Here is a 22,364-nt window from a genome sequence, read left to right as displayed (position 1 = left end):
TGCTTTTAACGACCCATGTCCCGCTGAATCGTCCGGCTGGCCATGTAAAAGTGGAAAACCGACCAAATATAGAGGCATTTGAAGAGGATCATGGACCATTGTAGCCCGTCGGCATTGGCGGAATCACAAGCAGTTTGAGCCGTCGCAGCAAGATTGGATGCCTTACACGCTTCCAGGGTCAGCGCCGGATCGATCCCAGACAAGAAGGTTGCATTCAGGATCGTCGATAGACCGCCGATCAGCGGTGGACCAAGGCCATAGCCAAGCAAATTTACGATGAACAAGGTAACGGCAACTGATGTTGCTCTCATCCTGCTGTCGACCACGCCGCTCGGCACAGCATAGAGCGGGCAGAGATAGGTATAGAGCAGCATTTGTCCGATCATCATGAGCGGAACGGCCAGCCACAAGGATTCCGCCAGATAGCCGACCACATGCATCGGGATGACCCCAAGCAGGGCAAACATGGGAATGAATGCCAATGCTTTGGGGAACCGCTCGGCATATTTGTCGGCCAGGAAGCCGGACATATAGGTGCCGATTGAGGCCATAACGGCAAGAGCCATTGCGATTTTTACCGACGCGTCGAAGATCGACATGTCATGGGTCCGGATGAGAAAGGACACGAAAAACTGACCGACGCCATAGTTGACGAATGACGCGATGGTGACGCCCATGGTGACGTGCCAATAGGCCGGTTTTTTCGACAGAATCTTAAGAACCTCGCGGAAACCCACTTGTTCCTTATTCTGCATGTCGGATGGATCGGTATATCCACGCGGCGGTTCTTTGATCGTCATCTTCACTATCATTGCGACAATGATTCCCGGCACGCCGACGACCACAAAGGCAACACGCCAACCTTCGATATTTTGCCAATCCAAGGCATTGACGGCCCATGTCCAGTTCCAGCTATTCAGAAGCGCAGCAACGGTTGGTCCGTCAAGATTGCCAACCACAAAGCCACCAAATACATAGGCAACCATGCCGCCGAGCGGGATGCCCAAAGCATAGACCGAGACCGCGGTTGATCGCTCTTTGGGAACAAAATAGTCTGCGATGATAGAATTGGCTGGTGGTGAGCAGCCTGCCTCGCCAATGCTAACCCCGATCCGGAAAATGAACAGCGCAATGAAGCTCGTTGCAAAGCCACATAATGCCGTCATCAAACTCCACAAAGCGATCGACCCGGCGATGATCCAGACGCGGTGATGCTTCTCGGAGAAGCGGGCAATGGGGATGCCGACAAATGTATAGAGGATCGCAAAGGCCGGGCCACCCAACAGTCCCATTTGCCAGTCTTCAACCCCGAAAGACTCCTTAATGGGCTCGGTCAAAATGTTGATGATGGTGCGGTCGATGAAATTGAAAATATAGACGGTCAGCAATATCCCGAGGATATATTTGCGATAGGCTTTGGTGCCATAGCCCGTTTCCGGGCTTCCATGTCTGTCTGAATGGGAGGCGCTGCTCGCTGTCGCTTCGGCCAAATTCAAATTCCTCTACCGTTTTTCCCGCATTTTTGTGCGTGGTTTCTTACACGATACCGGTTTTTGCCATCTTGTATATTCCAATTTCCGCGCCCGCTGGGGGTTTTGCACTATGTGATAGTCGCTGCTGTCAGTTCGGTTAAGAGATCGACGCTACGGCATCTAAGAAAATTTTACGCAAGTCGTCGTTCAAAAAAAACATGGATGCAATCGCGGGCAGGGTGATCGGGGAAAGGCGCTTCATTTCGTCCAGGGCCTTTTTCGCCGCTTCACCATCATCCATTTTGTTGAGGCAGGCGGCGAGAAGGGCGACATTCATCGGTGATTTGTTGATCTGAGTCCATTCGCGCGTCAGCCGAACGGCCTCGGCGTAGCGCTCTTGCACAAAGCGCGTTTGCGCGAGCGTACCCAATTGCAATGCGCGGTTCGGCGAGAAAGGATCCAGTTCCATGGAGCGGATGATCGAATCTTCTGCTGTTGCAAGATTGCCCGCATGGGCACTGATCTGACCCCGGGCAATAAGCGCAAAGGAGGATCCCGGGTTCAGTTCCACCGCTCGATCCGCATGCTGGGCCGCTTCACCATATCTGCCGACCGTCCAATAGCTCAATGCTGCTGTGCCAACGACTTGGGCGTCATCGGAACCGAAATAGAGCGCGCGTTCAAAAAGGTCCTTCATCTTCGCCAAATGTTTTGTCGGGTCATCGGTCCAGCCAAATTGCGCGATCAAGCCATGACCGGTGCCGGCTAGACTAAGCGCCAATGCATGTTCCGGGTCCCGTTCGATGGCTTCATTGAGCAAGTTCAAAGCGATCTCAATATTCTGGCGGGTATATGTGCGGAACGGCACCATCGCGCGTAAATAGAGGTGATAGCTTTGCAGGTCCGATGTTGGGCGGTTGACAATCAGCTGGGTTTCGCTTTTCTGGATTGAAAATTCCGCCACGCCTGCAACGCCCATCGCCACTTGTTCTTGCAAAGAGAATATATCTTCCATCGAACCGTCGAAGCTGTCCGCCCAGATTTGGCCCCCGCTGTTGGTGTCGATCAATTTCACATTTATACGGACGTTATTCGCGGCAGCGCGAACGCTGCCTTCGAGAATATAGCGGACGCCCAATTTTTCTGCAGCGGCGGTTGCTGATAGATCCTGATTTCTCAAAGCCAGCGAGGATCCGCTGGAAATCACAAATAGGGTTCGAATACGAGTCAAAGCCGAAGTGATCTCTTCCATCAACCCGTCGACGAAATAGGCTTGTTCGGGATCACCGATCAGATCAGCAAACGGCATAACCGCAATTTGTGGCAAGGGGCTCTCTGTTTCTTCAGCCAACCCGATTTTCAAAAGATAGCCGAGGCCATGCACTGTTTTCACGAGCTTGCCGTCATCGCCCATGGCCTTGCGCAATGCTGTCATCTGAGCCTGAAGCGCATTTTCTTCAACGACCGTTCCCAGCCAGATGGCGTCCATCAGTTCTGCTTTGGTCACAACTTGACCATCCGCTTGAGCAAGAGCCGACAAGATCCCAATGGCTTTGCGGCCTATGGCAATCGGCTGGTTGCCGCGTAAGAGTTCGCGGTTCGGCAGAAGTGTTAGACCGCCCAGCTTGATGCGTTTTGACGGTTTTTGAGCGCTGTTCATATCTGGCCGCGATATACAGCGATCTCTTTCAAAGTTGATAGCGATATTTCAGGAAAATTTCAGAATTGGACCAAAGACCTGAAACGTGTTACTCCATAGAGCAGGAGTCACGGGGCCGGACTTGCGACCCGCCGGCCTCGTAACTCCTCTTCTCAATGATTTAGAATTGCGCGATGTTTACGGTGACGGCTGCCTGGTTGAAGCCTGTTACTGTAATTTTTGTCCGCGTCGCTCCCGACCCAAAGCCTTTTGAATGGAAAAAACTTCTGGAGAAGCCAAGATTTGGTGCCTAAGCGAACGGGATGCATTTGAATCACAATCCAGAGGATCCCGCTGGTGATCTGATCAACTTCGAACAATTTTTGGATGTTGATATTCGCGTGGGCAGGGTCATAGAAGCCCAGCCGTTTCCCGAAGCCAGAAAAGCAGCCTTTAAATTGGTGATAGATTTTGGCCCAACCATCGGCACAAAGCGATCATCGGCGCAGATCACTGAAAATTATGCGCTCGAAGATTTGCTGGATCGGCAGGTTGCCGCCGTCGTCAATTTTCCCCCGCGACAGATCGGCAAATTTATGTCTGAAGTGCTTACCTTGGGTTTTCCGGATGCAGCCGGAGATGTTGTTCTGTTCAAGCCGGACAGCGAGGTTCCGATCGGCAGCCGGTTATTTTGATGTCCCTCGCCAAATTCTGGAATATCGCTACTTCTACCGCCATCCCTTCTCCAAAGCCCACTTCCTAAGATTGTGACCTGATGTACCCCACGCCCGATAAACAGGAACGCCGCGCTGATTTTTTGGTCCACGCCTTTGGATTGATTTTCATTCTTGCGGCCGGTGTGGCTTTGTTCATCCAGGCGGCTGGTCACGGCGCGGCTGTGGTCGCGGCGGTCGGTATCTATGTGATCGGCGTGTTGTTTTCACACACCATTTCCATGTTCTACCATTTGTCGCCTTATCATGGCCGGCGGCTGGTGCTGCGCCGGATCGACCATGCAGCGATCTATCTGACCATTGCGGGTACTTTTACGCCGCTTTTCGTGCTGACGGGCACGGAGTTCAGTCTCTTTCTTCTGATGGTAGTCTGGGCGCTCGCCATCCCCGCGATGTTGTACAAGATATTCGGCAAAAATCTGGACTCGCGTTGGTCGCTGGCTTCTTATCTCGGTCTGGGATGGATGGGCGTGATCGGCGCGCCCGAAATGATGGAACAGTTACCGCAACTGTCCTTATGGGCCATGTTGGCGGGCGGAGTCTTTTATTCGTTCGGCACCATTTTCTATGCCCGCAAGGCGCAACCCTTTCGTTATTCCATCTGGCATAGTTTTGTGATGATGGGCGGGGCGAGTTTCTTTGTGGCGATCTGGGTGGCTTTGGTGGCTTGAAGCCCTGTGACAGTTCCGGCCAGCTCATCAATCCCGGCTTGATCCGGGATGAAGAGCATCTTTACCGAAGCGCATGCAACTCCCTCAACGCATGTCATCTAAAGTTGACAAATTAATTATTGTCATCCATAGTTTACGCCCGTGAACATTCGGCAGACCGATGCCTTCGCAAAATGGCTCAGGAAGCTGAAGGATCATGAGGCACGGGCGCGGATCATTTTGCGTATCAACCGCTTTAAACATGGCAATCTGGGCGATGTGAAATCGGTGGGTGAGGGGGTTCGCGAGGCGCGTATAGACTATGGCCCCGGCTATCGACTCTATTTTGCCGAGCGTGGGGGCGCGTTGATCATATTGCTGTGCGGCGGATCGAAGAAAACACAGCAGAGCGATATCGAGAAAGCGAAGAATTTGAGAAACGAGGTTTGATAGCAAGATGGCGACCGCCACAACAGAATTTGACGCTGCCGAATATCTCGACAGCCCGGATATGATCGCGACCTATTTGCGGGCCGCGTTTGAGGAAAATGACGCCGCGCTGATCCGTACGGCGCTGAACGATGTCGCCCGCGCCAAGGGCATGGCTTCGGTGGCAGCGGAGAGTAAGATCACGCGGCAGGCGCTCTACAAGGCGTTGGGTCCGAACGGCAATATGACGCTGGAGACTTTACTAGGGGTGCTACGCGCGATGGGGGTGCGGTTGTCGGTTCGGGGAGAGGCACAATGAGAATATTAGCATCGCTATGCATCGGGCTTATCGCCGCGCTGCATCTCTATATCGCCTGGTTCGAGATGTTCGCCTGGACCACCAGAGGCCCGGCGGTTTTCACTGCCTTTCCTGCAGATTTATTTGAATCAACCACGGCGATGGCGGCCAATCAGGGGCTCTATAACAGCTTCCTTGCCGCTGGCCTGATCTGGTCGCTGTTTATCAAGGACGATATATGGCAGCGCCGCGTTGCGACATGCTTTTTGCTGTTCGTGGCGATGGCCGGACTATTCGGCGCCTATACCGTATCGCCACGCACCGCATTGGTGCAAAGCGTGCCAGCGGTGATTGCGCTGCTGCTGGTCTGGTTGGGCAGGGGGCGTTAGGAGATGGCGGTTTTGTATGATGGGTGGCGCGTCTTTCTTTGTCGCTATCTGGGTGGCTTTGTTGGGATAAAAAAACGCCAGGTCACGCTGGCCGGGAGTGGATTGATTGGGGTTTGAGGCACCAACAAGTCGTTAGTAAGGGGACCAGCAATCATTCCTATTTTTTTGGATCACCGGAAGAAGTGTTCTCATTTTCTGGGGATTCTAGCCAGTCGCTTGAGAATACGTCTACCGGAATCGCCGCATCTTCCGGCGTTCCCTGGATAAAGCTTCCAGTTGATACTGTGCCATTTTGGTTTTTACTGACGACCTCGCTTCTCTCTGAATAAATATAATTCATCGCCGCACCAATCGCATTCAAGGCTTTTTTCTCATCTGATGAAAACTGTTCGCTGATAGCGGATTTGTCATGGCCTATTTTTTGGAATCTTTGTCCCCAATGCAGTAGTGGACCGCCATAAAAATCCGCCAAATGTGTTCGATTAACATGCTTGTTCTTGGTGTATCTAATTACCATCGCAAAGTGGCGAACGATTTCTTTTACATTTTCCTTTGTGGCTCCAGTTCCTGAGTCGATGAAGTTTCTAGTTTTCGCATTGTTGGACGGCAGTTTGAGATATTCCGCAAATAGCTTCTCGATTTTGGCTTTTTGTTGATCGTCCAGAGTTCTAGCCCTATTCTCGGCTCTAGTTTTTTCGGCAATGACTTCTCTTCGATCGAATTCGTTTCGATCCCAGCAATTTGTCAATAGAGCACCAATGACAACAACTAGAACCGGAAACACGAAGTATTTAGCATAGTTCTTGGGCTTAGGAAGATCGTTCATGTTCGCCTGCATATCCCAAAAAAATCTTTCGTGCAAAATTCAATATTCATTCCGGGCTAATTGGAAGCAAGATCAAGCGGCAGGCGCTTTACAAGGTGCGGCAATATGACGCTGGAGACTTTGCTGAATGTGCTGCGGGCAATGGGTGTGCGGTTGTCGGTTAGTGGGTGATCGGGGATTATTGCCTCTGTCATTCGAACTGATTGCGAAACAGAGCGTGAAATCTCCGTAGAATAATCAGGATGTTCATTAGTGCGTGAAACAGAAGAAATATGGAGGTCCATTTGAAAAGAAAAAGGTCACTGTTCAAAGCAATCGGAATGATCAGATATATGATCGAGAATACGAAAAAAAGTTCCAAATAACTGATTGCGTAGCATACCTCTTTTGCCAACGTTTGGCGACTTTCGTGGAGCCCCTTCAAGCGCTTATCAACCGCAGGATCTTTACTCTGTTTTCTTGGTATATCCGAAATTTGTAAAAGATTGGATTGTAATGCAATTAGAACGGCTGCGAATACCCCAAAAAGAGTAAAGAGGCTGAGATAGAAGGATGGAGTTATTGCTGTTTTAATCCAAGCCGCGATAATTGAAGCTATTACAGGAAAGCCAAAAACGAAAAATAGATCAGCAAATAGAATTTTGTTAGTGTTGGAGTCCCTCAATGTCCCGAGATAGTCGGTAATAATAGGAGTGACGTCAATCTTCATGATTGGGTTCCGTGAAGGCTATCATACAAGCCATTCAATATATCATCAGCCGTCTTGTTGATCGATTCATAGGTCGGATGACCATCATCATCGCCTTTAACAATTTCCTCTGTAACGTCGACAACTCCAACATCGCTATGCGCGCCAAAAACTCCGATTGGTCGAATCTTGTTGCCAATTTCAACACCAGCTATGGCTTCATCAAATTCGATCCCATTGTGGGTGATCACGGAATTTGAATCTGGCGGGAGATTTTGAAGCATTTCTGAAAGTATTCCAAAACTGCGCCCTCTTCCAGCGTTAATGGTAACACTCATACGAGACGTCTTTTGGTCTTCATTATTAAAAAAGCGAGCTGCAAGATCAGTTGTTGGTTTTCTACTCACCAGCCTTAAATTTTTGACGGGCTTACCCTCGTAGATTTTTCCTGTTGCATCTGAAGGTAACAATTTACTGTAGAGCAATCTGTGTTGGGGGTTCTTTTTTTCGAACAGCGTTTGCATCGCACTGAGAACCAAAGTTATACAAGATCGCCCGCTGAACGATTGAAACGAAACTAGGACAAAATTTTCAAATTCAGGAAGCCAGTAGCGATAATAAAGATCGATCACTTCATTATCATCCCGCTTGCGTGCATAGTTTAGTTCCCCCGTTTTCCCGTCCTCTAATCTGGAAGCAAAACCATAAACACCATAGGAAATCCACCCTCGTGAGCAGCCCGGAAGGTCGGCAAGAATTTCTTTAAACTTCCAACTTCGCTCCACTTCTTTTTCGTTCTGTTGGATTGCATTTTGTGCAATGAAATCCGTGAGAAAATCAGGAAAGTCTAATTGTAGTACGCTTGAGCTAGGATCAACGAATACCTTGCTATCTTTTTCCTGAATCAAAAGTTTGTATTGTCTTAGCCCCACGGAATGCGTCACTTATGTTACCTCCATTGACTAGGGTTTTTATATATACTAGTTCAATACTATGTTTTTAAACATTGCCAAACGAAAATACTGAACCGCTCCCAACCCTTGACCCCCACCCGAATCCCCGCTAATGGCGCCGCTCTTGTTCGTGCGGGATGCGTTCTGCTGAATGGGAAAGCTACATAGGCAAAACACTTGCCGTACTATCATGCGGTGAGAGTAACCCCTGCAATTTGCAGGATAAACTACTTATAAGGTGAAGACTTTATGCCAACGATTAACCAGCTCGTCCGTAAAGGGCGGGTGGCCCAGAAGACGAAGTCCAAAGTGCCGGCCATGGAAGCCAACCCACAGAAACGTGGCGTTTGCACCCGTGTCTACACAACGACTCCAAAGAAACCAAACTCCGCTCTGCGTAAGGTTGCCAAGGTTCGCCTGACCAACCAGCGCGAGGTCATCAGCTATATTCCCGGTGAAGGTCATAACCTTCAGGAACATAGTGTTGTCCTGATCCGCGGCGGCCGTGTTCGCGATCTTCCCGGTGTGCGTTATCACGTACTCCGTGGTGTTCTCGATACCCAGGGTGTCAAGGACCGGAAGCAGAGCCGTTCGAAATATGGCGCCAAGCGTCCTAAATAAGTTTAGTTTCGGAGTTATAAGATATGTCACGTCGTCGTCGTCCCGAAAAACGGGTTATCCTGCCCGATCCTAAGTTTAAGGATCTGGTGCTTTCGAAATTCATGAACAACCTGATGATGGATGGTAAGAAATCCACCGCAGAACGGATTGTTTATGGTGCATTTGACAGCGTTGAAGCCAAGGCCAAAAAAGACCCGCTTCAACTGTTCCATGATGCGCTCAACAATATCAAGCCGGGCATTGAAGTGCGCAGCCGCCGTGTTGGTGGTGCAACCTATCAGGTTCCCGTCGAAGTGCGTCCTGAACGTGCGCAGGCTCTGGCCATCCGCTGGATGATCTCTGCTGCTCGTGGCCGCAGCGAAACCACAATGGCAGCGCGTCTGTCGGGTGAAATTCTTGATGCTTCCAACAATCGCGGCAACGCGGTGAAGAAGCGTGAAGATGCGCATAAGATGGCAGAAGCCAACCGCGCCTTCGCTCACTACCGCTGGTAGTAAGAATATACACCGTAGCGTTGATCTTCCGGATCGTCGCTACGGTGAAATAATAGATCGAATAGACCATCACAGGGCTGGCATTGTTCAGCCCATTTCACTATAGGGCGGCCAGAAATTGGTTCCCGACATATTGGAGTAAAGACTATGGCACGCAGCCATCCGCTCGAACGATATCGCAATATCGGCATTATGGCCCATATTGATGCTGGTAAAACAACGACCACCGAACGTATTCTTTATTATACGGGTAAGTCCTACAAGATCGGCGAGGTGCATGATGGCGCGGCGACGATGGATTGGATGGAGCAAGAGCAAGAGCGTGGTATTACCATTACCTCTGCTGCGACCACCTGTTTCTGGAATTCAGAAGACCGCAAGGGTCCTGAGCACCGGATTAACATCATTGATACGCCAGGCCACGTTGACTTCACCATTGAAGTTGAACGTTCGCTGCGTGTGCTTGATGGCGCGGTCGCCTGTTTTGACGGCGTTGCCGGCGTTGAGCCACAGTCTGAAACCGTATGGCGTCAGGCTGATAAATATAAAGTTCCACGGATGTGCTTCATCAACAAGCTCGACCGGACCGGCGCCAACTTCAAATTCTGCGTTGATTCGATTGTAGAACGCCTCGGCGCGACGCCTGCTGTGCTTTATTTGCCAATCGGCATCGAAGCGAGCCTCGTTGGTCTGGTTGATCTCGTCAATCAGCGTTCGATCACTTGGAAGAACGAAGATCTCGGTGCTGAATATTCCTATGGTGACATTCCAGAGGATATGGCGGACGAAGCAGCGGAATATCGCGAAAAGCTCATCGAACTTGCTGTTGAGCAAGACGATGACATCATGGAGCAGTATCTTGAAGGCAACGAGCCTGATGCAGCGACCCTGAAATCGCTCATCCGTAAGGGCACATTGAACCAGAGTTTCGTTCCTGTGCTTTGCGGTTCCGCGTTTAAGAACAAAGGCGTTCAGCCTCTGCTCGACGCGGTTGTGGATTACATGCCTAGCCCGCTCGACGTTGACGCGATTAAAGGCGTTGGCCTTGACGGCGAAACCGAAGACGAGCGTCCATCCAGCGATGATGAGCCATTTTCCGCTCTTGCGTTTAAAGTGATGAACGATCCATTCGTAGGCACGCTGACCTTCTGCCGTATCTATTCCGGTAAGCTGGAAAAAGGCACGTTGCTGAACTCGGTTAAGGACAAGAAAGAAAAAGTCGGCCGTATATTGGAAATGCACTCCAATGATCGTAAAGACATTGATGAAGCATATGCCGGCGACATTGTTGCTTTGGCTGGTATGAAAACCACGACCACGGGCGATACGCTTTGTGACGCTGACAAGCCGATCATTCTGGAGCGTATGGAATTCCCGGATCCGGTTATCGAGTTGAGCGTGGAGCCAAAAACCAAGGCTGACCAAGAGAAGATGGGCGTTGCCTTGAACCGTTTGGCTGCTGAAGATCCATCATTCCGGGTGACGACCGACCACGAATCCGGTCAGACGATCATCAAGGGCATGGGCGAGCTTCACCTCGACATTCTTGTGGATCGGATGAAGCGCGAATTTAAGGTGGAAGCCAATGTTGGTGCACCACAGGTTGCCTATCGTGAGTCGCTCGGCAAAGCTGTTGAAATTGATTACACGCATAAGAAACAGTCCGGTGGTTCTGGTCAGTTCGCGCGTATCAAGTTCGAAGTCACGCCAGGTGAGCGCGGTGCAGGCATTACCTTTGAAGACGAAATCAAGGGTGGTAATATTCCAAAAGAATATATCCCGTCTGTTGAAAAAGGTATGCGCGAGACGGCTGATACTGGTTCGTTGATAGGCTTCCCGATCATCGACTTCCACATCCGTGTCTATGATGGCGCCTATCATGACGTTGACTCTTCGGCACTGGCATTTGAAATCGCAGCCCGTGCAGCAATGCGCGAAGCGGCTCAGAAATCCGGCATCAAGTTGCTTGAACCGATCATGAAAGTTGAAGTGATTACGCCGGAAGATTATCTTGGTGATGTGATCGGCGATCTTAACTCTCGTCGTGGTCAGATTCAGGGTACCGATACACGCGGTATCGCACAGGCCGTCGATGCCATGGTGCCGCTGGCCAATATGTTCGGTTATGTGAACGAATTGCGTTCCTTCAGTCAGGGACGTGCGCAATATTCGATGCAATTCTCTCACTATGAAGAGGTGCCGAACAACGTGGCTGAAGAGATCAAGGAGAAAATGGCTTAATCGCCACTCCTTATTTGAGGTAACGCGCTTTCCTTTTGTGCGGCGCTGGCAGGAAAACCGCCAGACCAACAAAAGGGTGTTGACAGAATTAGAGAGTCTCGCCAAAGCGCGGCGCAGACTATCAATACGATAGAAAATCAGAGGTAATAGAAAATGGCTAAAGAGAAGTTTGAGCGCAACAAGCCGCACTGCAACATTGGTACCATCGGTCACGTCGATCATGGTAAAACAACGTTGACCGCGGCTATCACCAAGGTTCTAGCGGAAGTAGGCGGCGGCGAAGCTGTAGACTTCGCGAATATTGATAAGGCGCCTGAAGAGCGTGAGCGTGGCATCACCATTTCAACGGCACACGTTGAATATGAAACCGAAGCCCGTCACTATGCGCACGTCGATTGCCCAGGTCACGCCGATTATGTGAAAAACATGATTACCGGTGCTGCTCAGATGGATGGCGCTATTTTGGTTGTTAACGCTGCCGATGGCCCAATGCCTCAGACCCGTGAGCACATCTTGCTCGCTCGTCAGGTTGGTGTTCCAGCTTTGGTTGTGTTCATGAACAAGGTTGATCAGGTCGACGACGAAGAGTTGCTCGAACTGGTTGAAATGGAAATCCGTGAACTTCTGTCTTCTTATGACTTTGACGGTGATGACATTCCTATCGTTTCAGGTTCTGCTTTGGCTGCACTAGAAGGTCGCGACGACAATATCGGTAAAGAAAAAATTCTTGAACTGATGAAAGCTGTTGATGAATCTATTCCTCAGCCAGACCGTCCTGTCGATCAAGATTTCTTGATGCCGATTGAGGATGTGTTCTCAATTTCAGGTCGTGGTACGGTTGTTACCGGCCGTGTTGAAACCGGCATTGTGAATGTTGGTGACGAATGTGAAATCGTTGGTATCAAAGATACGACGAAAACAACGGTTACCGGTGTTGAAATGTTTCGCAAGTTGCTCGACTCCGGTGAGGCTGGCGACAACATTGGTGCATTGATCCGTGGCGTTGACCGTGAAGCGGTTGAGCGCGGTCAGGTTCTTTGTAAGCCTGGTTCGATCACGCCACACACCGAGTTCTCGGCTGAAGTTTATGTGTTGTCGAAAGACGAAGGCGGCCGTCACACGCCATTCTTCGCCAACTACCGTCCACAGTTCTACTTCCGTACAACGGACGTAACCGGCGAAGTGATCCTTCCTGAAGGCACTGAAATGGTTATGCCTGGTGACAACGTCACTATCGGCGTAAAGTTGATTGCACCGATTGCTATGGATCCAGGTCTTCGCTTCGCTATTCGCGAAGGTGGCCGGACTGTTGGATCAGGGGTTGTCAGCAACGTAACTAAGTAATATAGGAACGCCTCGCTGCCCGGATCGGTGATTCGGGCAGCCAGTTATTTCGCCGCTCCGGCTTTTTTCGTTAGAAAATCGGGGCGGTTTATTTTTGGCTCTTTGACATTGGTAACAGGTACATGGAAACGCAGAATATTCGCATCCGCTTGAAGGCATTTGACCATCGGGTTTTAGATCAAGCAACTGGCGATATCGCTGACACTGCACGCCGCACTGGCGCGCTTATCCGTGGCCCGATACCATTGCCAACGCATATTGAAAAATTCACCGTAAACCGCGGGCCTCACGTAGACAAAAAGTCTCGTGAGCAGTTCGAGGTGCGGACTTATAAAAGGTTGCTCGATATTGTGCAGCCGACGCCACAGACAGTCGATGCTTTGATGAAGCTTGATCTTGCTGCTGGCGTGAACGTCGAAATCAAGCTGGCCTGAGCCAATTGATTGCGATCTTGGTCTAGGCCGAGATCAGACGAACGACAGGATACCGCCGGTTTTTACCGGGCAGCGTCCTCCGTCTCGTTCCGGACTTTCCGGAACAATACAGCCCGGACGGGGTGATGCATTACAATTGGGGTTGGCAAGCCGGACGAAATGGTTCGTTCGGCCTCTGTGAAGGAGATTGATCGTGCGTACAGGCGTGATCGCGAAAAAAATGGGGATGACCCGCTTATTTCAGGAAGATGGTCGGCATGTGCCGGTTACTGTTCTTTCCTTGGAAGAATGTCAGGTTGTTGGAGCCCGCAATCAAGAACGTGATGGCTATTTTGCCGTTCAACTTGGTGCTGGTGCCCGTAAAGCGAAAAATGTGAATAAGCCGCAGCGTGAAGCTTTTGCCAAGGCAGAAGTTGAACCAAAGGCTCGTGTTGCCGAATTCCGGGTCGATAGCGAAGATGCTTTGCTCCCCGTCGGTGCTACCGTAACAGCTGACCACTTCGTTGCTGGTCAAATGGTTGATATCCAGGGCGTGACCCAGGGTAAAGGCTTTGCTGGTGCGATGAAGCGCTGGGGCTTCGGCGGTATGCGTGCAACTCACGGTGTTTCTATCTCTCACCGTGCGCATGGTTCTACTGGTCAAAACCAGGATCCGGGCAAGGTCTTCAAGGGTAAGAAGATGGCCGGTCACATGGGTGCGCGAAATCGCACTCAACAAAATCTTGAAATTGTCCGCACAGACGCCGCTCGCGGTTTGATCTTTGTCCGCGGCAGCGTCCCTGGTTCAAAGGGTGGCTGGTTGCTGGTGAAGGATGCGGTCAAGGTTGCGCTTCCTGAAGGCGTTCCGTTCCCGGGTGCTATGCGCCGCAATGCGGACGAAACAGCAACGGAAGATGCTCCGGCAGGAATGGTCGAGGCAGATGCGGCGATCGAAGCGCCAGCAACTCCGACCGATGCAGAAGTAGCGGCAGCAGCCGACGCTCCAGCGGAAAAGCCGGCAGAAGAGAAATCTGATGCTGCAGATGATGCAGGGAAGGAGGGCTAAGCCATGAAATTGAAAGTGAAAACCCTCGACGCTAAAGCCAAGGGCGACATCGAATTGAACGATGACGTGTTCGGCGTGGAAGCGCGTGCAGATATTCTTCACCGTGTCGTCAACTGGCAGCGGGAAAAGGCGCGTGGTACGGCTCGTCCGACCCGTGAGCGTTCAGACGTTGCTCGCACCGGTAAGAAGTTCGGCAATCAAAAAGGCGGCGGTACTGCTCGTCATGGTGATCGTCGTGCTCCTATCTTCATCGGTGGTGGTAAAGCCCACGGTGCTCGCAAGCGTGATTTCAATCCTTCGCTGAACAAAAAGGTTCGTGCATTGGGTCTGAAAATGGCGCTGAGCGATAAAGTCAAAAACGACAATTTGATCGTGCTTGAAAATATTGACCTGAAAGAAGCAAAAACACAGGCGCTTTTGGCCAATATCACCAAGCTCGGTTTCGGTAAGTCGGCGCTGGTCATGGACGGTGATGCTGTAAACGATGCTTTCTCGAAGGCTTCGAACAACATTCCACGTGTCAATGTGATGCCAGCAGCTGGTGCCAATGTTTATGACATCCTGAACCATGAAACCCTGGTGCTAACGCGCGCAGCGGTAGAAAAGCTGGAGGCGCGCTTCAATGGCTAAAAAAGAAGCTGTCGATATCCGTCACTATGACGTGATTGTTGGCCCGCACATCACCGAGAAATCAACTTTGCTCAGCGAGCATAATGCTGTGGTCTTTAAAGTTGCGAACACCGCAACCAAGCCGCAGATCAAGGCTGCCATCGAGGCGTTGTTTGATGTTCAAGTCAAAAACGTCAATACGCTGGTGCAAAAGGGCAAGACCAAAAAGTGGAAGGGTCGTCCCTACACACGCAACGACATTAAGAAGGCTGTTGTCACTTTGGCCGAAGGCCAAACCATTGACATCACCACGGGAGTTTAAGGGCACATGGCATTAAAATCCTATAAACCGACTAGCCCCGCCCGGCGTGGCCTTATCTTGGTTGATAAGAGCGGCCTTTGGAAAGGCAAGCCAGTCAAAAAGCTTGTCGAAGGCAAGAACAAGACCGGTGGCCGGAACAACAAAGGGCATGTCACTTCACGCGGCATCGCTGGTGGTCATAAGCAAAAATATCGTCTCGTCGATTTCAAGCGGCGCAAATGGGATATGGCTGCAACCGTAGAGCGGATCGAATATGATCCAAACCGGACAGCCTTTATCGCGTTGCTCAAATATGAAGACGGCGAACTGGCTTATATTATCGCTCCACAGCGTCTCGACGTTGGCGATACTGTTATTGCCGGTGAGAAGACTGATGTGAAGCCAGGCAATGCGATGCTTTTGTCGCAGATGCCGGTTGGTACGATTGTTCACAATGTTGAAATGAAGCCAGGCAAGGGCGGCCAGATCGCTCGCTCCGCCGGTGCTTATGTTCAGATTGTTGGTCGTGACCGCGGAATGGTTATCGTTCGCATGAAGTCAGGCGAGCAGCGTTACTTGCGCAGCGATTGCATGGCAACGGTTGGTGCGGTTTCAAACCCTGACAACTCGAACCAGAATTTCGGTAAAGCAGGCCGTACCCGTTGGAAGGGGCGTCGTCCTCTTACGCGCGGTGTTGCGAAAAACCCTGTAGATCACCCGCATGGTGGTGGTGAAGGCCGGACTTCCGGTGGTCGTCATCCCGTTACACCATGGGGCAAGCCAACCAAGGGTGCTCGTACCCGCAAGAATAAAACGACCGACAAGATGATTATCCGGTCGCGTCATTCTAAGAAGAAGAGGTAAGCATGGCTCGTTCCATCAAGAAAGGTCCGTTTGTTGACCTCCACCTGCTTAAAAAAGCGCAGGAAGCACAGGAAGCAAGCAAGCGCTCGCCGATCAAGACCTGGTCGCGTCGTTCTACAGTCCTTCCTGATTTCGTCGGTCTGACGTTCAACGTTTACAACGGAATGAAATTCATTCCGGTGTCCGTGAATGAAGACATGGTCGGTCACAAGCTTGGCGAGTTCGCTCCAACGCGTAACTACTATGGTCATGGCGCTGACAAAAAAGGCAAGAAATAATGGGTAAGGCATCATCACCCCGCCGTGTTGGCGACAATGAAGCTTTGGCTATGGGCAACTCCATCCGTGGTTCAGCTCAGAAGCTTAACTTGGTTGCACAGCTGATCCGCGGCAAGAAAGCCGAAGACGCTTTGAACATCCTGTCCTTTTCTAAAAAGTCGATGGCTAAGGATGTCAGCAAGGTTCTGGCTTCGGCAATTGCAAATGCCGAAAATAATCACAATCTGGATGTCGACGCTTTGATCGTTCACGAAGCAAGCGTCGGTAAATCAATCACGATGAAGCGCTGGAAAGCGCGCGCTCGTGGTCGTTCAGCCAAGATTATCAAGCCATTTAGCCGCGTTCGCATTGTTGTGCGCGAGCATGAAGAGGAAGAGGCGTAACCATGGGTCAAAAGAGTAATCCTATCGGGCTTCGCCTGCAGATCAACCGGACCTGGGACAGTCGCTGGTATGCGGAAGGTTCCAACTACGGCGATCTCTTGATGGAAGACATCAAGATGCGCAAATTCATCATCTCATCCTTGCCACAGGCAGCGATTTCTAAGGTGGTGATTGAACGTCCGGCCAAAACCTGCCGCGTTTCTATCTATGCTGCGCGTCCTGGCGTTATCATCGGCAAGAAAGGCGCGGATATTGAAAAGCTGCGCCGGAAGCTCAGCGACATGTCATCCGGTGACGTGTCTTTGAACATCGTCGAAATCCGCAAGCCGGAAGTTGACGCGCAACTGGTAGCACAGGGCATCGGCGATCAGCTGATCCGCCGTGTTGCATTCCGTCGTGCCATGAAGCGTGCGGTGCAATCTGCGCTGCGCCTTGGTGCTGAAGGAATTAAGATTGTTTGTGGTGGTCGTTTGGGCGGAGCAGAAATTGCCCGCGTTGAATGGTACCGTGAAGGCCGCGTGCCGCTCCATACGCTGCGCGCCAATATCGATTATGCTGAATATGAAGCGCTAACCGCTTATGGCATTATCGGTATCAAGGTCTGGATTTTCAAAGGCGAAATTTTGGGTCACGACCCAATGGCTCAGGACCGGTTAAACGTGGAAGCACAAACTTCCGGCGTCCGTCCGCAGCACCAACGTTGATTTTTGAGGAATAGGTAGAGCATCATGCTGCAACCCAAGAAACATAAATTCCGCAAGGCTTTCAAAGGCCGGATTAAAGGAAAAGCGCCAGGTGGTTCAAGCCTGAATTTCGGAAGCTATGGCCTGAAAGCCATGGAACCTGACCGGATTACCGCGCGTCAGATCGAAGCGGCTCGCCGTGCGATTACGCGTCACATCAAGCGTCAGGGCCGGTTGTGGATCCGCATCTTCCCAGATGTTCCAGTATCTAAAAAACCTGCCGAAGTTCGTCAGGGTAAGGGTAAGGGCTCAGTTGAATATTGGGCTGCCCGGGTTAAGCCAGGTCGGATTTTGTTCGAACTGGACGGCGTTCCTGGACCAATTGCAGCGATCGCTTTCGAGCGGGCAGCGATGAAGCTCCCGATCAAGACAAAGGTTGTGGCTCGCCTCGGCGATACTTCACATCTGGAAGGTTAAGCGAGATGAGCATTAAAACAGAAGATTTGCGGACCAAAACCGACGATCAGCTCGAGACTGAACTGGGCGAACTGAAGCGCGAGGCATTTAACCTGCGCTTTCAGGCTGCGACCAATCAGCTCGAAAAACCAAGCCGGACGCGGGAAGTGCGTCGCACGATCGCCCGGATCAAAACATTGCAGGCCGAGCGCGCAAGCGCGGCGACCGCAGAAGCTAAGGCGTAAGGAACCGATATGCCAAAACGTATTCTCACCGGCACGGTTGTGTCAGACAAGGGCGACAAAACTGTTGTCGTTAATGTCGAACGCAAGGTGAAGCACCCGCTTTACGGAAAGATTATCCGGCGCTCGAAAAAATATCATGCGCATGATGAGAAAAATGAAATCAGCTTGGGCGAAACCGTGCGTATCGAAGAAACGCGGCCGATTTCCAAGTTGAAGACCTGGATAGTTTTGGAGCGGGTCGGTGCAGCAGCCGGTGTCGCAACGCCAACGGTGGATGAAATCACTGCTAGCGATCCAAAAGACGAAAAAGTCAAGGCGCCGGTGAAGCCAGAAGCTGAGCCAGCGGCAGAAGCCGCACCAGCCGGCGAATAAGTTTAGAATATCCCGGAATTTGCCGGGGTGACGAAGTAGGAAACGCCCGGTTTACTGGGGTTATGAAGAAGGAATTGGATCCATGATCCAGATGCAATCGAACCTGGAGGTCGCTGACAATAGCGGCGCCAAACGTGTGCAGTGCATCAAGGTGCTGGGCGGCTCAAAGCGTCGCTTTGCCGGCGTCGGCGACATCATTGTCGTTTCGATTAAGGAAGCAGCACCGCGCGGCAAGGTCAAGAAGGGCGACGTTCACCGGGCGGTGATCGTGCGTACCAAGAAAGACATTCGCCGCAAGGACGGATCGGTCATTCGGTTCGACAGCAATGCAGCGGTCTTGGTGAACAATAACCAGGAGCCAATTGGCACCCGTATTTTTGGCCCCGTGGTTCGTGAACTGCGTGCGAAAAAGCATATGAAAATCATCAGCCTTGCGCCGGAGGTAATTTAATCATGGCCAATGCAAAAATCAAAAAAGGCGATACCGTCGTCGTTCTGTCCGGTAAGGACAAAGGCAAGTCGGGTGAAGTCAGCAAAGTGATGCCGAAAGATGGTAAGCTCATCGTTTCCGGAATTAACATTGCTGTCCGCCATCGCAAACCAACCCAAGCCAGCCCTCAGGGTGGCCTGGAGCGACGTGAAGCAGCGATGCATATCAGCAAAGTGGCTTTGGCTGACCCCAAAGATGGCACGCCGACGCGGGTTCGCTTTGAAAAGACAAAAGACGGAAAGATGCAGCGTATCGCTGTAAAATCCGGGGAGAAAGTCGATGGCTGATAAAAAATATATCCCGCGCATGCGCACAAAATATGACGAAGAAATCGTCAAAGCGATGCAGGAGCAGTTTAACTATTCCAATCCTATGGAAGTCCCACGGATTACCATGGTCACAGTCAATATGGGTGTGGGTGAAGGCAGTCAGGACAAGAAAAAAGTCGCGACCGCTGCAAAGGAAATGGAATTGATTGCTGGCCAAAAGCCGGTGATCACCAAAGCGAAAAACTCGATCGCAACGTTCAAGCTGCGTGAGGGCATGCCTATCGGCTGCAAAGTAAACTTGCGCCGGGAACGGATGTACGAATTCATCGATCGTTTGGTTACGGTTGCGATGCCGCGTATTCGGGATTTCAGAGGCTTGAACCCAAAAAGTTTTGATGGTCGTGGCAATTTTGCCATGGGCTTGAAAGAGCAGATCATTTTCCCTGAGATCGCTTATGACAACATTGACGTTGTTCGCGGCATGGACGTGATCGTAACGACTACAGCAAAAACAGACGACGAAGCGCGTGCGCTTCTGGCATTGTTCGGTTTCCCGTTCCCGAAAGAGGAACAATCGGAAGAAAAAGAAGCCGCGTAAGCGTGTTTCATAATACGGAAGGACGAGAACTTAAGTCATGGCGAAACTGAGTTCCATTAACAGAAACGAAAAACGCAAGCGGATGGTGAAGAAATACGCCGGTCGTTATGCGAAATTGAAGGCAATGGCAGCAGACGAGTCTCTTGATGAGACCGAACGTCTGATGGCGCGCCTGAAAATGGCGGAAATTCCGCGGAACGCGAACCCAACCCGCGTACGCAACCGCTGTGAAACGACAGGGCGTCCGCGCGGCTATTACCGCAAGTTCCGTCTATGTCGCATCGAGCTGCGTGATATGGCCAATAAAGGCCTAATCCCCGGCGTAACGAAATCAAGCTGGTAAGGGAGAGATAATATGGCTTTTACCGATCCCTTGGGTGACATGCTCACCCGTATCCGTAACGGACAACAGGCACGCAAAGACAGCGTTTTGACTCCTGCGTCCAAATTGCGTGGTGCCGTCCTCGAAGTGTTGCAGCGCGAAGGTTATATTCGTGGCTACAGCGAAGAAGAGGTCAACAAGCACCCCGGTTTGCGGATCGAACTGAAATATTTTGAAGGACAGCCGGCAATTCGCCACGTGGCTCGTGTTTCAAAGCCTGGCCGTCGTGTCTATAGTGGTTCGGATGAACTGCCACGGGTACGCAATGGTTTGGGCATAACAATCGTATCGACGCCACAAGGTGTTCTCTCTGACGCGGAAGCGCGTCAGGCGAAGGTCGGCGGCGAAGTACTGGCTGAGGTATTCTAATCATGTCCCGTATTGGCAAAAAATCAGTGGCTATTCCTGACGGCGTTACCGCTGTCATGGAAGATGGTCTGGTCAAGGTCAAAGGACCGAAGGGCGAATTGTCGACCCCGATGGTTGATGACCTGACCTATGAATTGGGCGACGGCGGTTTGCAGGTCATGCCGGCAAACAAATCCAAAACCGCTCGCGCGTTTTGGGGTATGCAACGGACCTTGGTTCAAAATTTGGTGGAAGGCGTCACCGACGGATTCACCAAAGTGCTAGAGATTAATGGCGTTGGTTATCGTGCCGCGGTTCAGGGCAAGACCCTCAACCTGCAGCTTGGTTACAGTCACGATGTGAACTTTCCGATTCCGGAAGGTATCGTCATCAAGACACCGGACCAGACCACCATCGAAATTTCTGGCATGAACAAACAGCAAGTTGGCCAGGTTGCTGCCGAAATACGGCGCTGGCGGAAGCCGGAGCCTTATAAAGGCAAGGGTATCAAATATCGCGGAGAATATATTTTCCGCAAAGAAGGGAAGAAGAAATAAGCCATGGCGAATATTTCTCAGTTCAAACGGCGCCAGCAACGCGTACGCAGCAAATTGCGGAAGCGCGGGCTCTCAAAGCCTCGTTTGTCCGTACATCGTACAAGCCGGCATATTTATGCGCAGGTTATTGACGATGCAGAGGGCAAAACGCTGGCTTCGGCTTCGACTCTTGATAAGGCGTCAAAAGTCAAAACCGGTGCGGATAGCAATGCCGCTGCCGATGTTGGCAAGCGCGTCGCCGAAGCAGCCAAAAAGGCTGGTATCAAAGAAGTAATTTTTGACCGTGGCGGGTTCCTGTTTCACGGACGTGTGAAGGCTTTGGCCAACGCAGCACGTGAAGGCGGATTGGAGTTTTAATATGGCTGATGAACAAAAAACAGCAGAAAGCACGCCAGCCGCAGCTGCTCCAGCAGAAGCTGCTCCAGCAGGCGATAACAAACCGCAAGAACGCCAAGGGCGTGGTGGTAACCGCGGTGGCAACAATCGTGGCGGTGGTCGTGATAACCGTGGCGGAGGCCGTGGACGCGGTGGCCGTGGCAACAATGACGGCGGCGAAGAGCTGATCGAGAAATTGGTCCACATCAACCGCGTTTCCAAAACCGTAAAAGGCGGTAAGCGCTTTGGTTTTGCTGCTTTGGTTGTTGTAGGCGACGGCAAAGGCCGGGCTGGCTTCGGTAAAGGTAAGGCGCGGGAAGTGCCTGAAGCTATTACCAAAGCAACTGCAGCTGCTAAAAAATCTATGGTTCGGGTTCCCCTTCGCGAAGGCCGGACGTTGCACCATGATGGCACCGGTCAATTTGGCGCGGGCAATGTAACCGTTCGCTCGGCTCCTGCCGGTACCGGTATTATTGCTGGTGGTCCGATGCGTGCAGTATTTGAAAGTCTCGGCGTTTCCGACGTTGTGACCAAGTCTAACGGCACAGCAAACCCTTATAACATGATCCGGGCAACCTTTGCCGCATTGGCAGACCAGTCCAGTCCGAAAGCCGTGTCCCAGCGTCGCGGTAAGAAAGTGACTGACCTGCTTGCACGTGCTGGTGGTTCGGCTGCTGAAGTGGCAGCAGATGCCGCGGCAGTTACGGAGTAATTTTGATGGCCAAAGTTAAAATCAAGCAGATCGGATCTCCGATCCGTCGTCCTGACATTCAGCGCAAAACGCTGATCGGTCTCGGTCTCAACAAGATGCACCGTGTTTCCGAATTGGAAGATACAGCGGAAGTCCGCGGTATGATCCGCAAAGTTCACCATCTGGTGGAAGTTGTTGAAGGGTAA

34 protein-coding genes and 1 pseudogene are annotated in these 22,364 nt (G+C 51.4%); 29 read left to right on the top strand and 6 right to left on the bottom strand.

Annotation, left to right across the window (positions count from 1 at the left end):
• Positions 1-5: 5 nt before the first annotated feature.
• Together ABJV08_RS15385 and ABJV08_RS15380 are read right to left on the bottom strand one after the other, a co-directional pair.
• On the bottom strand, positions 6-1,490 hold the full coding sequence (locus tag ABJV08_RS15385) for an MFS transporter (RefSeq protein ID WP_348037103.1): 1,485 nt from the start codon (positions 1,488-1,490) through the stop codon (positions 6-8).
• A 139-nt stretch (positions 1,491-1,629) separates the two neighbouring features.
• Positions 1,630-3,132, bottom strand: coding sequence for a winged helix-turn-helix domain-containing protein (locus ABJV08_RS15380; protein ID WP_348037105.1), 1,503 nt, complete (start codon positions 3,130-3,132; stop codon positions 1,630-1,632).
• A gap of 302 nt (positions 3,133-3,434) precedes the next feature.
• Here ABJV08_RS15380 and ABJV08_RS15375 point away from each other — a divergent pair, with 302 nt between their 5' ends.
• From ABJV08_RS15375 to ABJV08_RS15355, 5 genes are all read left to right on the top strand, one after another.
• Positions 3,435-3,806: a tRNA-binding protein gene (locus ABJV08_RS15375; RefSeq protein WP_348037107.1), complete on the top strand. Its 372-nt coding sequence runs from the start codon at positions 3,435-3,437 to the stop codon at positions 3,804-3,806.
• Between the two features lie 80 nt (positions 3,807-3,886).
• Positions 3,887-4,516, top strand: coding sequence for a hemolysin III family protein (locus ABJV08_RS15370; RefSeq protein WP_348037109.1), 630 nt, complete (start codon positions 3,887-3,889; stop codon positions 4,514-4,516).
• A gap of 141 nt (positions 4,517-4,657) precedes the next feature.
• Complete coding sequence (locus ABJV08_RS15365) at positions 4,658-4,945, top strand: type II toxin-antitoxin system RelE/ParE family toxin (protein ID WP_348037111.1); 288 nt, start codon at positions 4,658-4,660, stop codon at positions 4,943-4,945.
• 7 nt (positions 4,946-4,952) lie between these two features.
• On the top strand, positions 4,953-5,243 hold the full coding sequence (locus tag ABJV08_RS15360) for an addiction module antidote protein (protein ID WP_348037113.1): 291 nt from the start codon (positions 4,953-4,955) through the stop codon (positions 5,241-5,243).
• The gene (locus tag ABJV08_RS15355; protein ID WP_348037115.1) at positions 5,240-5,611 is read left to right on the top strand and encodes a DUF1304 domain-containing protein; all 372 of its coding nucleotides are present in this window, start codon (positions 5,240-5,242) and stop codon (positions 5,609-5,611) included. Before ABJV08_RS15360 ends, ABJV08_RS15355 begins: the two co-directional genes overlap by 4 nt.
• Before the next feature lie 157 nt (positions 5,612-5,768).
• On the opposite strand, the gene ABJV08_RS15350 is transcribed toward ABJV08_RS15355, so the two are convergent.
• The 4 genes from ABJV08_RS15350 to ABJV08_RS15335 are packed head-to-tail and all read right to left on the bottom strand — an operon-like array spanning position 5,769 to position 8,069.
• Complete coding sequence (locus tag ABJV08_RS15350) at positions 5,769-6,437, bottom strand: hypothetical protein (protein WP_348037117.1); 669 nt, start codon at positions 6,435-6,437, stop codon at positions 5,769-5,771.
• 56 nt (positions 6,438-6,493) lie between these two features.
• Positions 6,494-6,631, bottom strand: coding sequence for a hypothetical protein (locus tag ABJV08_RS15345; RefSeq protein WP_348037119.1), 138 nt, complete (start codon positions 6,629-6,631; stop codon positions 6,494-6,496).
• Positions 6,628-7,146 (bottom strand): hypothetical protein, encoded by a 519-nt coding sequence (locus ABJV08_RS15340; RefSeq protein ID WP_348037121.1) that lies wholly within the window; start codon positions 7,144-7,146, stop codon positions 6,628-6,630. The genes ABJV08_RS15345 and ABJV08_RS15340 overlap by 4 nt, the downstream gene beginning before the upstream one ends.
• A complete protein-coding gene (locus ABJV08_RS15335) occupies positions 7,143-8,069 on the bottom strand; it encodes a hypothetical protein (RefSeq protein WP_348037123.1) in 927 nt (308 codons plus the stop codon). The genes ABJV08_RS15340 and ABJV08_RS15335 overlap by 4 nt, the downstream gene beginning before the upstream one ends.
• Before the next feature lie 258 nt (positions 8,070-8,327).
• Between ABJV08_RS15335 and rpsL the strand changes: the two genes are divergently transcribed.
• The 24 genes and pseudogenes from rpsL (at position 8,328) to rpmD (ending at position 22,364) form a co-directional block, all read left to right on the top strand.
• Positions 8,328-8,699 (top strand): 30S ribosomal protein S12, encoded by a 372-nt coding sequence (gene rpsL / locus ABJV08_RS15330; RefSeq protein ID WP_176280091.1) that lies wholly within the window; start codon positions 8,328-8,330, stop codon positions 8,697-8,699.
• Positions 8,700-8,722: 23 nt separating this feature from the next.
• Positions 8,723-9,193 (top strand): 30S ribosomal protein S7, encoded by a 471-nt coding sequence (gene rpsG, locus ABJV08_RS15325; RefSeq protein ID WP_100092391.1) that lies wholly within the window; start codon positions 8,723-8,725, stop codon positions 9,191-9,193.
• Positions 9,194-9,340: 147 nt separating this feature from the next.
• Positions 9,341-11,434 carry an elongation factor G gene (gene fusA, locus ABJV08_RS15320; RefSeq protein ID WP_348037126.1) on the top strand — a complete coding sequence of 698 codons (2,094 nt, stop codon included), beginning with the start codon at positions 9,341-9,343 and terminating at the stop codon, positions 11,432-11,434.
• Positions 11,435-11,587: 153 nt separating this feature from the next.
• Positions 11,588-12,778 carry an elongation factor Tu gene (gene tuf / locus ABJV08_RS15315; RefSeq protein ID WP_348037128.1) on the top strand — a complete coding sequence of 397 codons (1,191 nt, stop codon included), beginning with the start codon at positions 11,588-11,590 and terminating at the stop codon, positions 12,776-12,778.
• 122 nt (positions 12,779-12,900) lie between these two features.
• Positions 12,901-13,212, top strand: coding sequence for a 30S ribosomal protein S10 (rpsJ, locus tag ABJV08_RS15310; RefSeq protein WP_066744965.1), 312 nt, complete (start codon positions 12,901-12,903; stop codon positions 13,210-13,212).
• Positions 13,213-13,405: 193 nt separating this feature from the next.
• Entirely contained in the window at positions 13,406-14,257 is an 852-nt protein-coding gene (gene rplC / locus ABJV08_RS15305; RefSeq protein WP_348037131.1) for a 50S ribosomal protein L3, read from the top strand.
• A gap of 3 nt (positions 14,258-14,260) precedes the next feature.
• Positions 14,261-14,887, top strand: coding sequence for a 50S ribosomal protein L4 (gene rplD / locus ABJV08_RS15300; protein ID WP_348037133.1), 627 nt, complete (start codon positions 14,261-14,263; stop codon positions 14,885-14,887).
• Positions 14,880-15,188, top strand: coding sequence for a 50S ribosomal protein L23 (locus ABJV08_RS15295; protein WP_348037135.1), 309 nt, complete (start codon positions 14,880-14,882; stop codon positions 15,186-15,188). The genes rplD and ABJV08_RS15295 overlap by 8 nt, the downstream gene beginning before the upstream one ends.
• Positions 15,189-15,194: 6 nt before the next feature.
• Positions 15,195-16,031 carry a 50S ribosomal protein L2 gene (gene rplB, locus ABJV08_RS15290; RefSeq protein ID WP_348037137.1) on the top strand — a complete coding sequence of 279 codons (837 nt, stop codon included), beginning with the start codon at positions 15,195-15,197 and terminating at the stop codon, positions 16,029-16,031.
• A gap of 2 nt (positions 16,032-16,033) precedes the next feature.
• On the top strand, positions 16,034-16,309 hold the full coding sequence (rpsS, locus tag ABJV08_RS15285; RefSeq protein ID WP_348019563.1) for a 30S ribosomal protein S19: 276 nt from the start codon (positions 16,034-16,036) through the stop codon (positions 16,307-16,309).
• The gene (rplV, locus tag ABJV08_RS15280) at positions 16,309-16,692 is read left to right on the top strand and encodes a 50S ribosomal protein L22 (RefSeq protein ID WP_348037139.1); all 384 of its coding nucleotides are present in this window, start codon (positions 16,309-16,311) and stop codon (positions 16,690-16,692) included. Before rpsS ends, rplV begins: the two co-directional genes overlap by 1 nt.
• 2 nt (positions 16,693-16,694) lie before the next feature.
• Complete coding sequence (gene rpsC / locus ABJV08_RS15275) at positions 16,695-17,396, top strand: 30S ribosomal protein S3 (RefSeq protein WP_348037141.1); 702 nt, start codon at positions 16,695-16,697, stop codon at positions 17,394-17,396.
• A gap of 24 nt (positions 17,397-17,420) precedes the next feature.
• Positions 17,421-17,852 carry a 50S ribosomal protein L16 gene (gene rplP / locus ABJV08_RS15270; RefSeq protein ID WP_067198333.1) on the top strand — a complete coding sequence of 144 codons (432 nt, stop codon included), beginning with the start codon at positions 17,421-17,423 and terminating at the stop codon, positions 17,850-17,852.
• 5 nt (positions 17,853-17,857) lie between these two features.
• Entirely contained in the window at positions 17,858-18,076 is a 219-nt protein-coding gene (gene rpmC, locus ABJV08_RS15265; protein ID WP_348037144.1) for a 50S ribosomal protein L29, read from the top strand.
• Positions 18,077-18,085: 9 nt separating this feature from the next.
• Positions 18,086-18,316: pseudogene (gene rpsQ, locus ABJV08_RS15260) on the top strand (30S ribosomal protein S17); the annotation flags it as partial.
• A 214-nt stretch (positions 18,317-18,530) separates the two neighbouring features.
• Positions 18,531-18,899, top strand: a complete 369-nt coding sequence (gene rplN / locus ABJV08_RS15255; protein WP_067198338.1) for a 50S ribosomal protein L14 — start codon at positions 18,531-18,533, stop codon at positions 18,897-18,899.
• Between the two features lie 2 nt (positions 18,900-18,901).
• Positions 18,902-19,225 carry a 50S ribosomal protein L24 gene (gene rplX, locus ABJV08_RS15250; protein WP_348037146.1) on the top strand — a complete coding sequence of 108 codons (324 nt, stop codon included), beginning with the start codon at positions 18,902-18,904 and terminating at the stop codon, positions 19,223-19,225.
• On the top strand, positions 19,218-19,805 hold the full coding sequence (rplE, locus tag ABJV08_RS15245) for a 50S ribosomal protein L5 (RefSeq protein ID WP_348037148.1): 588 nt from the start codon (positions 19,218-19,220) through the stop codon (positions 19,803-19,805). The genes rplX and rplE overlap by 8 nt, the downstream gene beginning before the upstream one ends.
• 37 nt (positions 19,806-19,842) lie before the next feature.
• On the top strand, positions 19,843-20,148 hold the full coding sequence (gene rpsN, locus ABJV08_RS15240) for a 30S ribosomal protein S14 (RefSeq protein ID WP_089132910.1): 306 nt from the start codon (positions 19,843-19,845) through the stop codon (positions 20,146-20,148).
• A 12-nt stretch (positions 20,149-20,160) separates the two neighbouring features.
• Positions 20,161-20,556 carry a 30S ribosomal protein S8 gene (gene rpsH, locus ABJV08_RS15235; RefSeq protein WP_348037151.1) on the top strand — a complete coding sequence of 132 codons (396 nt, stop codon included), beginning with the start codon at positions 20,161-20,163 and terminating at the stop codon, positions 20,554-20,556.
• Between the two features lie 2 nt (positions 20,557-20,558).
• Positions 20,559-21,092 carry a 50S ribosomal protein L6 gene (gene rplF / locus ABJV08_RS15230; RefSeq protein WP_348037153.1) on the top strand — a complete coding sequence of 178 codons (534 nt, stop codon included), beginning with the start codon at positions 20,559-20,561 and terminating at the stop codon, positions 21,090-21,092.
• 3 nt (positions 21,093-21,095) lie between these two features.
• Positions 21,096-21,449, top strand: coding sequence for a 50S ribosomal protein L18 (gene rplR, locus ABJV08_RS15225; RefSeq protein ID WP_348037155.1), 354 nt, complete (start codon positions 21,096-21,098; stop codon positions 21,447-21,449).
• A 1-nt stretch (position 21,450) separates the two neighbouring features.
• On the top strand, positions 21,451-22,179 hold the full coding sequence (gene rpsE, locus ABJV08_RS15220) for a 30S ribosomal protein S5 (RefSeq protein WP_348037157.1): 729 nt from the start codon (positions 21,451-21,453) through the stop codon (positions 22,177-22,179).
• Between the two features lie 5 nt (positions 22,180-22,184).
• On the top strand, positions 22,185-22,364 hold the full coding sequence (gene rpmD, locus ABJV08_RS15215; protein WP_348037159.1) for a 50S ribosomal protein L30: 180 nt from the start codon (positions 22,185-22,187) through the stop codon (positions 22,362-22,364).

It is taken from the genome of Parasphingorhabdus sp., assembly GCF_039982395.1.
Classification (GTDB): Bacteria; Pseudomonadota; Alphaproteobacteria; order Sphingomonadales; family Sphingomonadaceae; genus Parasphingorhabdus.
The sequence above is the reverse complement of the archived record's forward strand: the minus strand, read 5'-3'. Positions and strand labels throughout refer to the sequence as shown.

Excerpts from the sequence above, each read along its gene's own strand:
- ABJV08_RS15380 (WP_348037105.1), bottom strand. The coding sequence starts at position 3,132 with ATGAACAGCGCTCAAAAACCGTCAAAACGCATCAAGCTGGGCGGTCTA.
- ABJV08_RS15375 (WP_348037107.1), top strand. The coding sequence starts at position 3,435 with ATGCATTTGAATCACAATCCAGAGGATCCCGCTGGTGATCTGATCAAC.
- ABJV08_RS15370 (WP_348037109.1), top strand. The coding sequence starts at position 3,887 with ATGTACCCCACGCCCGATAAACAGGAACGCCGCGCTGATTTTTTGGTC.
- ABJV08_RS15360 (WP_348037113.1), top strand. The coding sequence starts at position 4,953 with ATGGCGACCGCCACAACAGAATTTGACGCTGCCGAATATCTCGACAGC.
- ABJV08_RS15355 (WP_348037115.1), top strand. The coding sequence starts at position 5,240 with ATGAGAATATTAGCATCGCTATGCATCGGGCTTATCGCCGCGCTGCAT.
- ABJV08_RS15350 (WP_348037117.1), bottom strand. The coding sequence starts at position 6,437 with ATGAACGATCTTCCTAAGCCCAAGAACTATGCTAAATACTTCGTGTTT.
- ABJV08_RS15345 (WP_348037119.1), bottom strand. The coding sequence starts at position 6,631 with ATGACAGAGGCAATAATCCCCGATCACCCACTAACCGACAACCGCACA.
- ABJV08_RS15340 (WP_348037121.1), bottom strand. The coding sequence starts at position 7,146 with ATGAAGATTGACGTCACTCCTATTATTACCGACTATCTCGGGACATTG.
- rpsL (WP_176280091.1), top strand. The coding sequence starts at position 8,328 with ATGCCAACGATTAACCAGCTCGTCCGTAAAGGGCGGGTGGCCCAGAAG.
- rpsG (WP_100092391.1), top strand. The coding sequence starts at position 8,723 with ATGTCACGTCGTCGTCGTCCCGAAAAACGGGTTATCCTGCCCGATCCT.
- fusA (WP_348037126.1), top strand. The coding sequence starts at position 9,341 with ATGGCACGCAGCCATCCGCTCGAACGATATCGCAATATCGGCATTATG.
- tuf (WP_348037128.1), top strand. The coding sequence starts at position 11,588 with ATGGCTAAAGAGAAGTTTGAGCGCAACAAGCCGCACTGCAACATTGGT.
- rpsJ (WP_066744965.1), top strand. The coding sequence starts at position 12,901 with ATGGAAACGCAGAATATTCGCATCCGCTTGAAGGCATTTGACCATCGG.
- rplD (WP_348037133.1), top strand. The coding sequence starts at position 14,261 with ATGAAATTGAAAGTGAAAACCCTCGACGCTAAAGCCAAGGGCGACATC.
- ABJV08_RS15295 (WP_348037135.1), top strand. The coding sequence starts at position 14,880 with ATGGCTAAAAAAGAAGCTGTCGATATCCGTCACTATGACGTGATTGTT.
- rplB (WP_348037137.1), top strand. The coding sequence starts at position 15,195 with ATGGCATTAAAATCCTATAAACCGACTAGCCCCGCCCGGCGTGGCCTT.
- rpsS (WP_348019563.1), top strand. The coding sequence starts at position 16,034 with ATGGCTCGTTCCATCAAGAAAGGTCCGTTTGTTGACCTCCACCTGCTT.
- rplV (WP_348037139.1), top strand. The coding sequence starts at position 16,309 with ATGGGTAAGGCATCATCACCCCGCCGTGTTGGCGACAATGAAGCTTTG.
- rpsC (WP_348037141.1), top strand. The coding sequence starts at position 16,695 with ATGGGTCAAAAGAGTAATCCTATCGGGCTTCGCCTGCAGATCAACCGG.
- rplP (WP_067198333.1), top strand. The coding sequence starts at position 17,421 with ATGCTGCAACCCAAGAAACATAAATTCCGCAAGGCTTTCAAAGGCCGG.
- rpmC (WP_348037144.1), top strand. The coding sequence starts at position 17,858 with ATGAGCATTAAAACAGAAGATTTGCGGACCAAAACCGACGATCAGCTC.
- rplN (WP_067198338.1), top strand. The coding sequence starts at position 18,531 with ATGATCCAGATGCAATCGAACCTGGAGGTCGCTGACAATAGCGGCGCC.
- rplX (WP_348037146.1), top strand. The coding sequence starts at position 18,902 with ATGGCCAATGCAAAAATCAAAAAAGGCGATACCGTCGTCGTTCTGTCC.
- rplE (WP_348037148.1), top strand. The coding sequence starts at position 19,218 with ATGGCTGATAAAAAATATATCCCGCGCATGCGCACAAAATATGACGAA.
- rpsN (WP_089132910.1), top strand. The coding sequence starts at position 19,843 with ATGGCGAAACTGAGTTCCATTAACAGAAACGAAAAACGCAAGCGGATG.
- rpsH (WP_348037151.1), top strand. The coding sequence starts at position 20,161 with ATGGCTTTTACCGATCCCTTGGGTGACATGCTCACCCGTATCCGTAAC.
- rplF (WP_348037153.1), top strand. The coding sequence starts at position 20,559 with ATGTCCCGTATTGGCAAAAAATCAGTGGCTATTCCTGACGGCGTTACC.
- rplR (WP_348037155.1), top strand. The coding sequence starts at position 21,096 with ATGGCGAATATTTCTCAGTTCAAACGGCGCCAGCAACGCGTACGCAGC.
- rpsE (WP_348037157.1), top strand. The coding sequence starts at position 21,451 with ATGGCTGATGAACAAAAAACAGCAGAAAGCACGCCAGCCGCAGCTGCT.
- rpmD (WP_348037159.1), top strand. The coding sequence starts at position 22,185 with ATGGCCAAAGTTAAAATCAAGCAGATCGGATCTCCGATCCGTCGTCCT.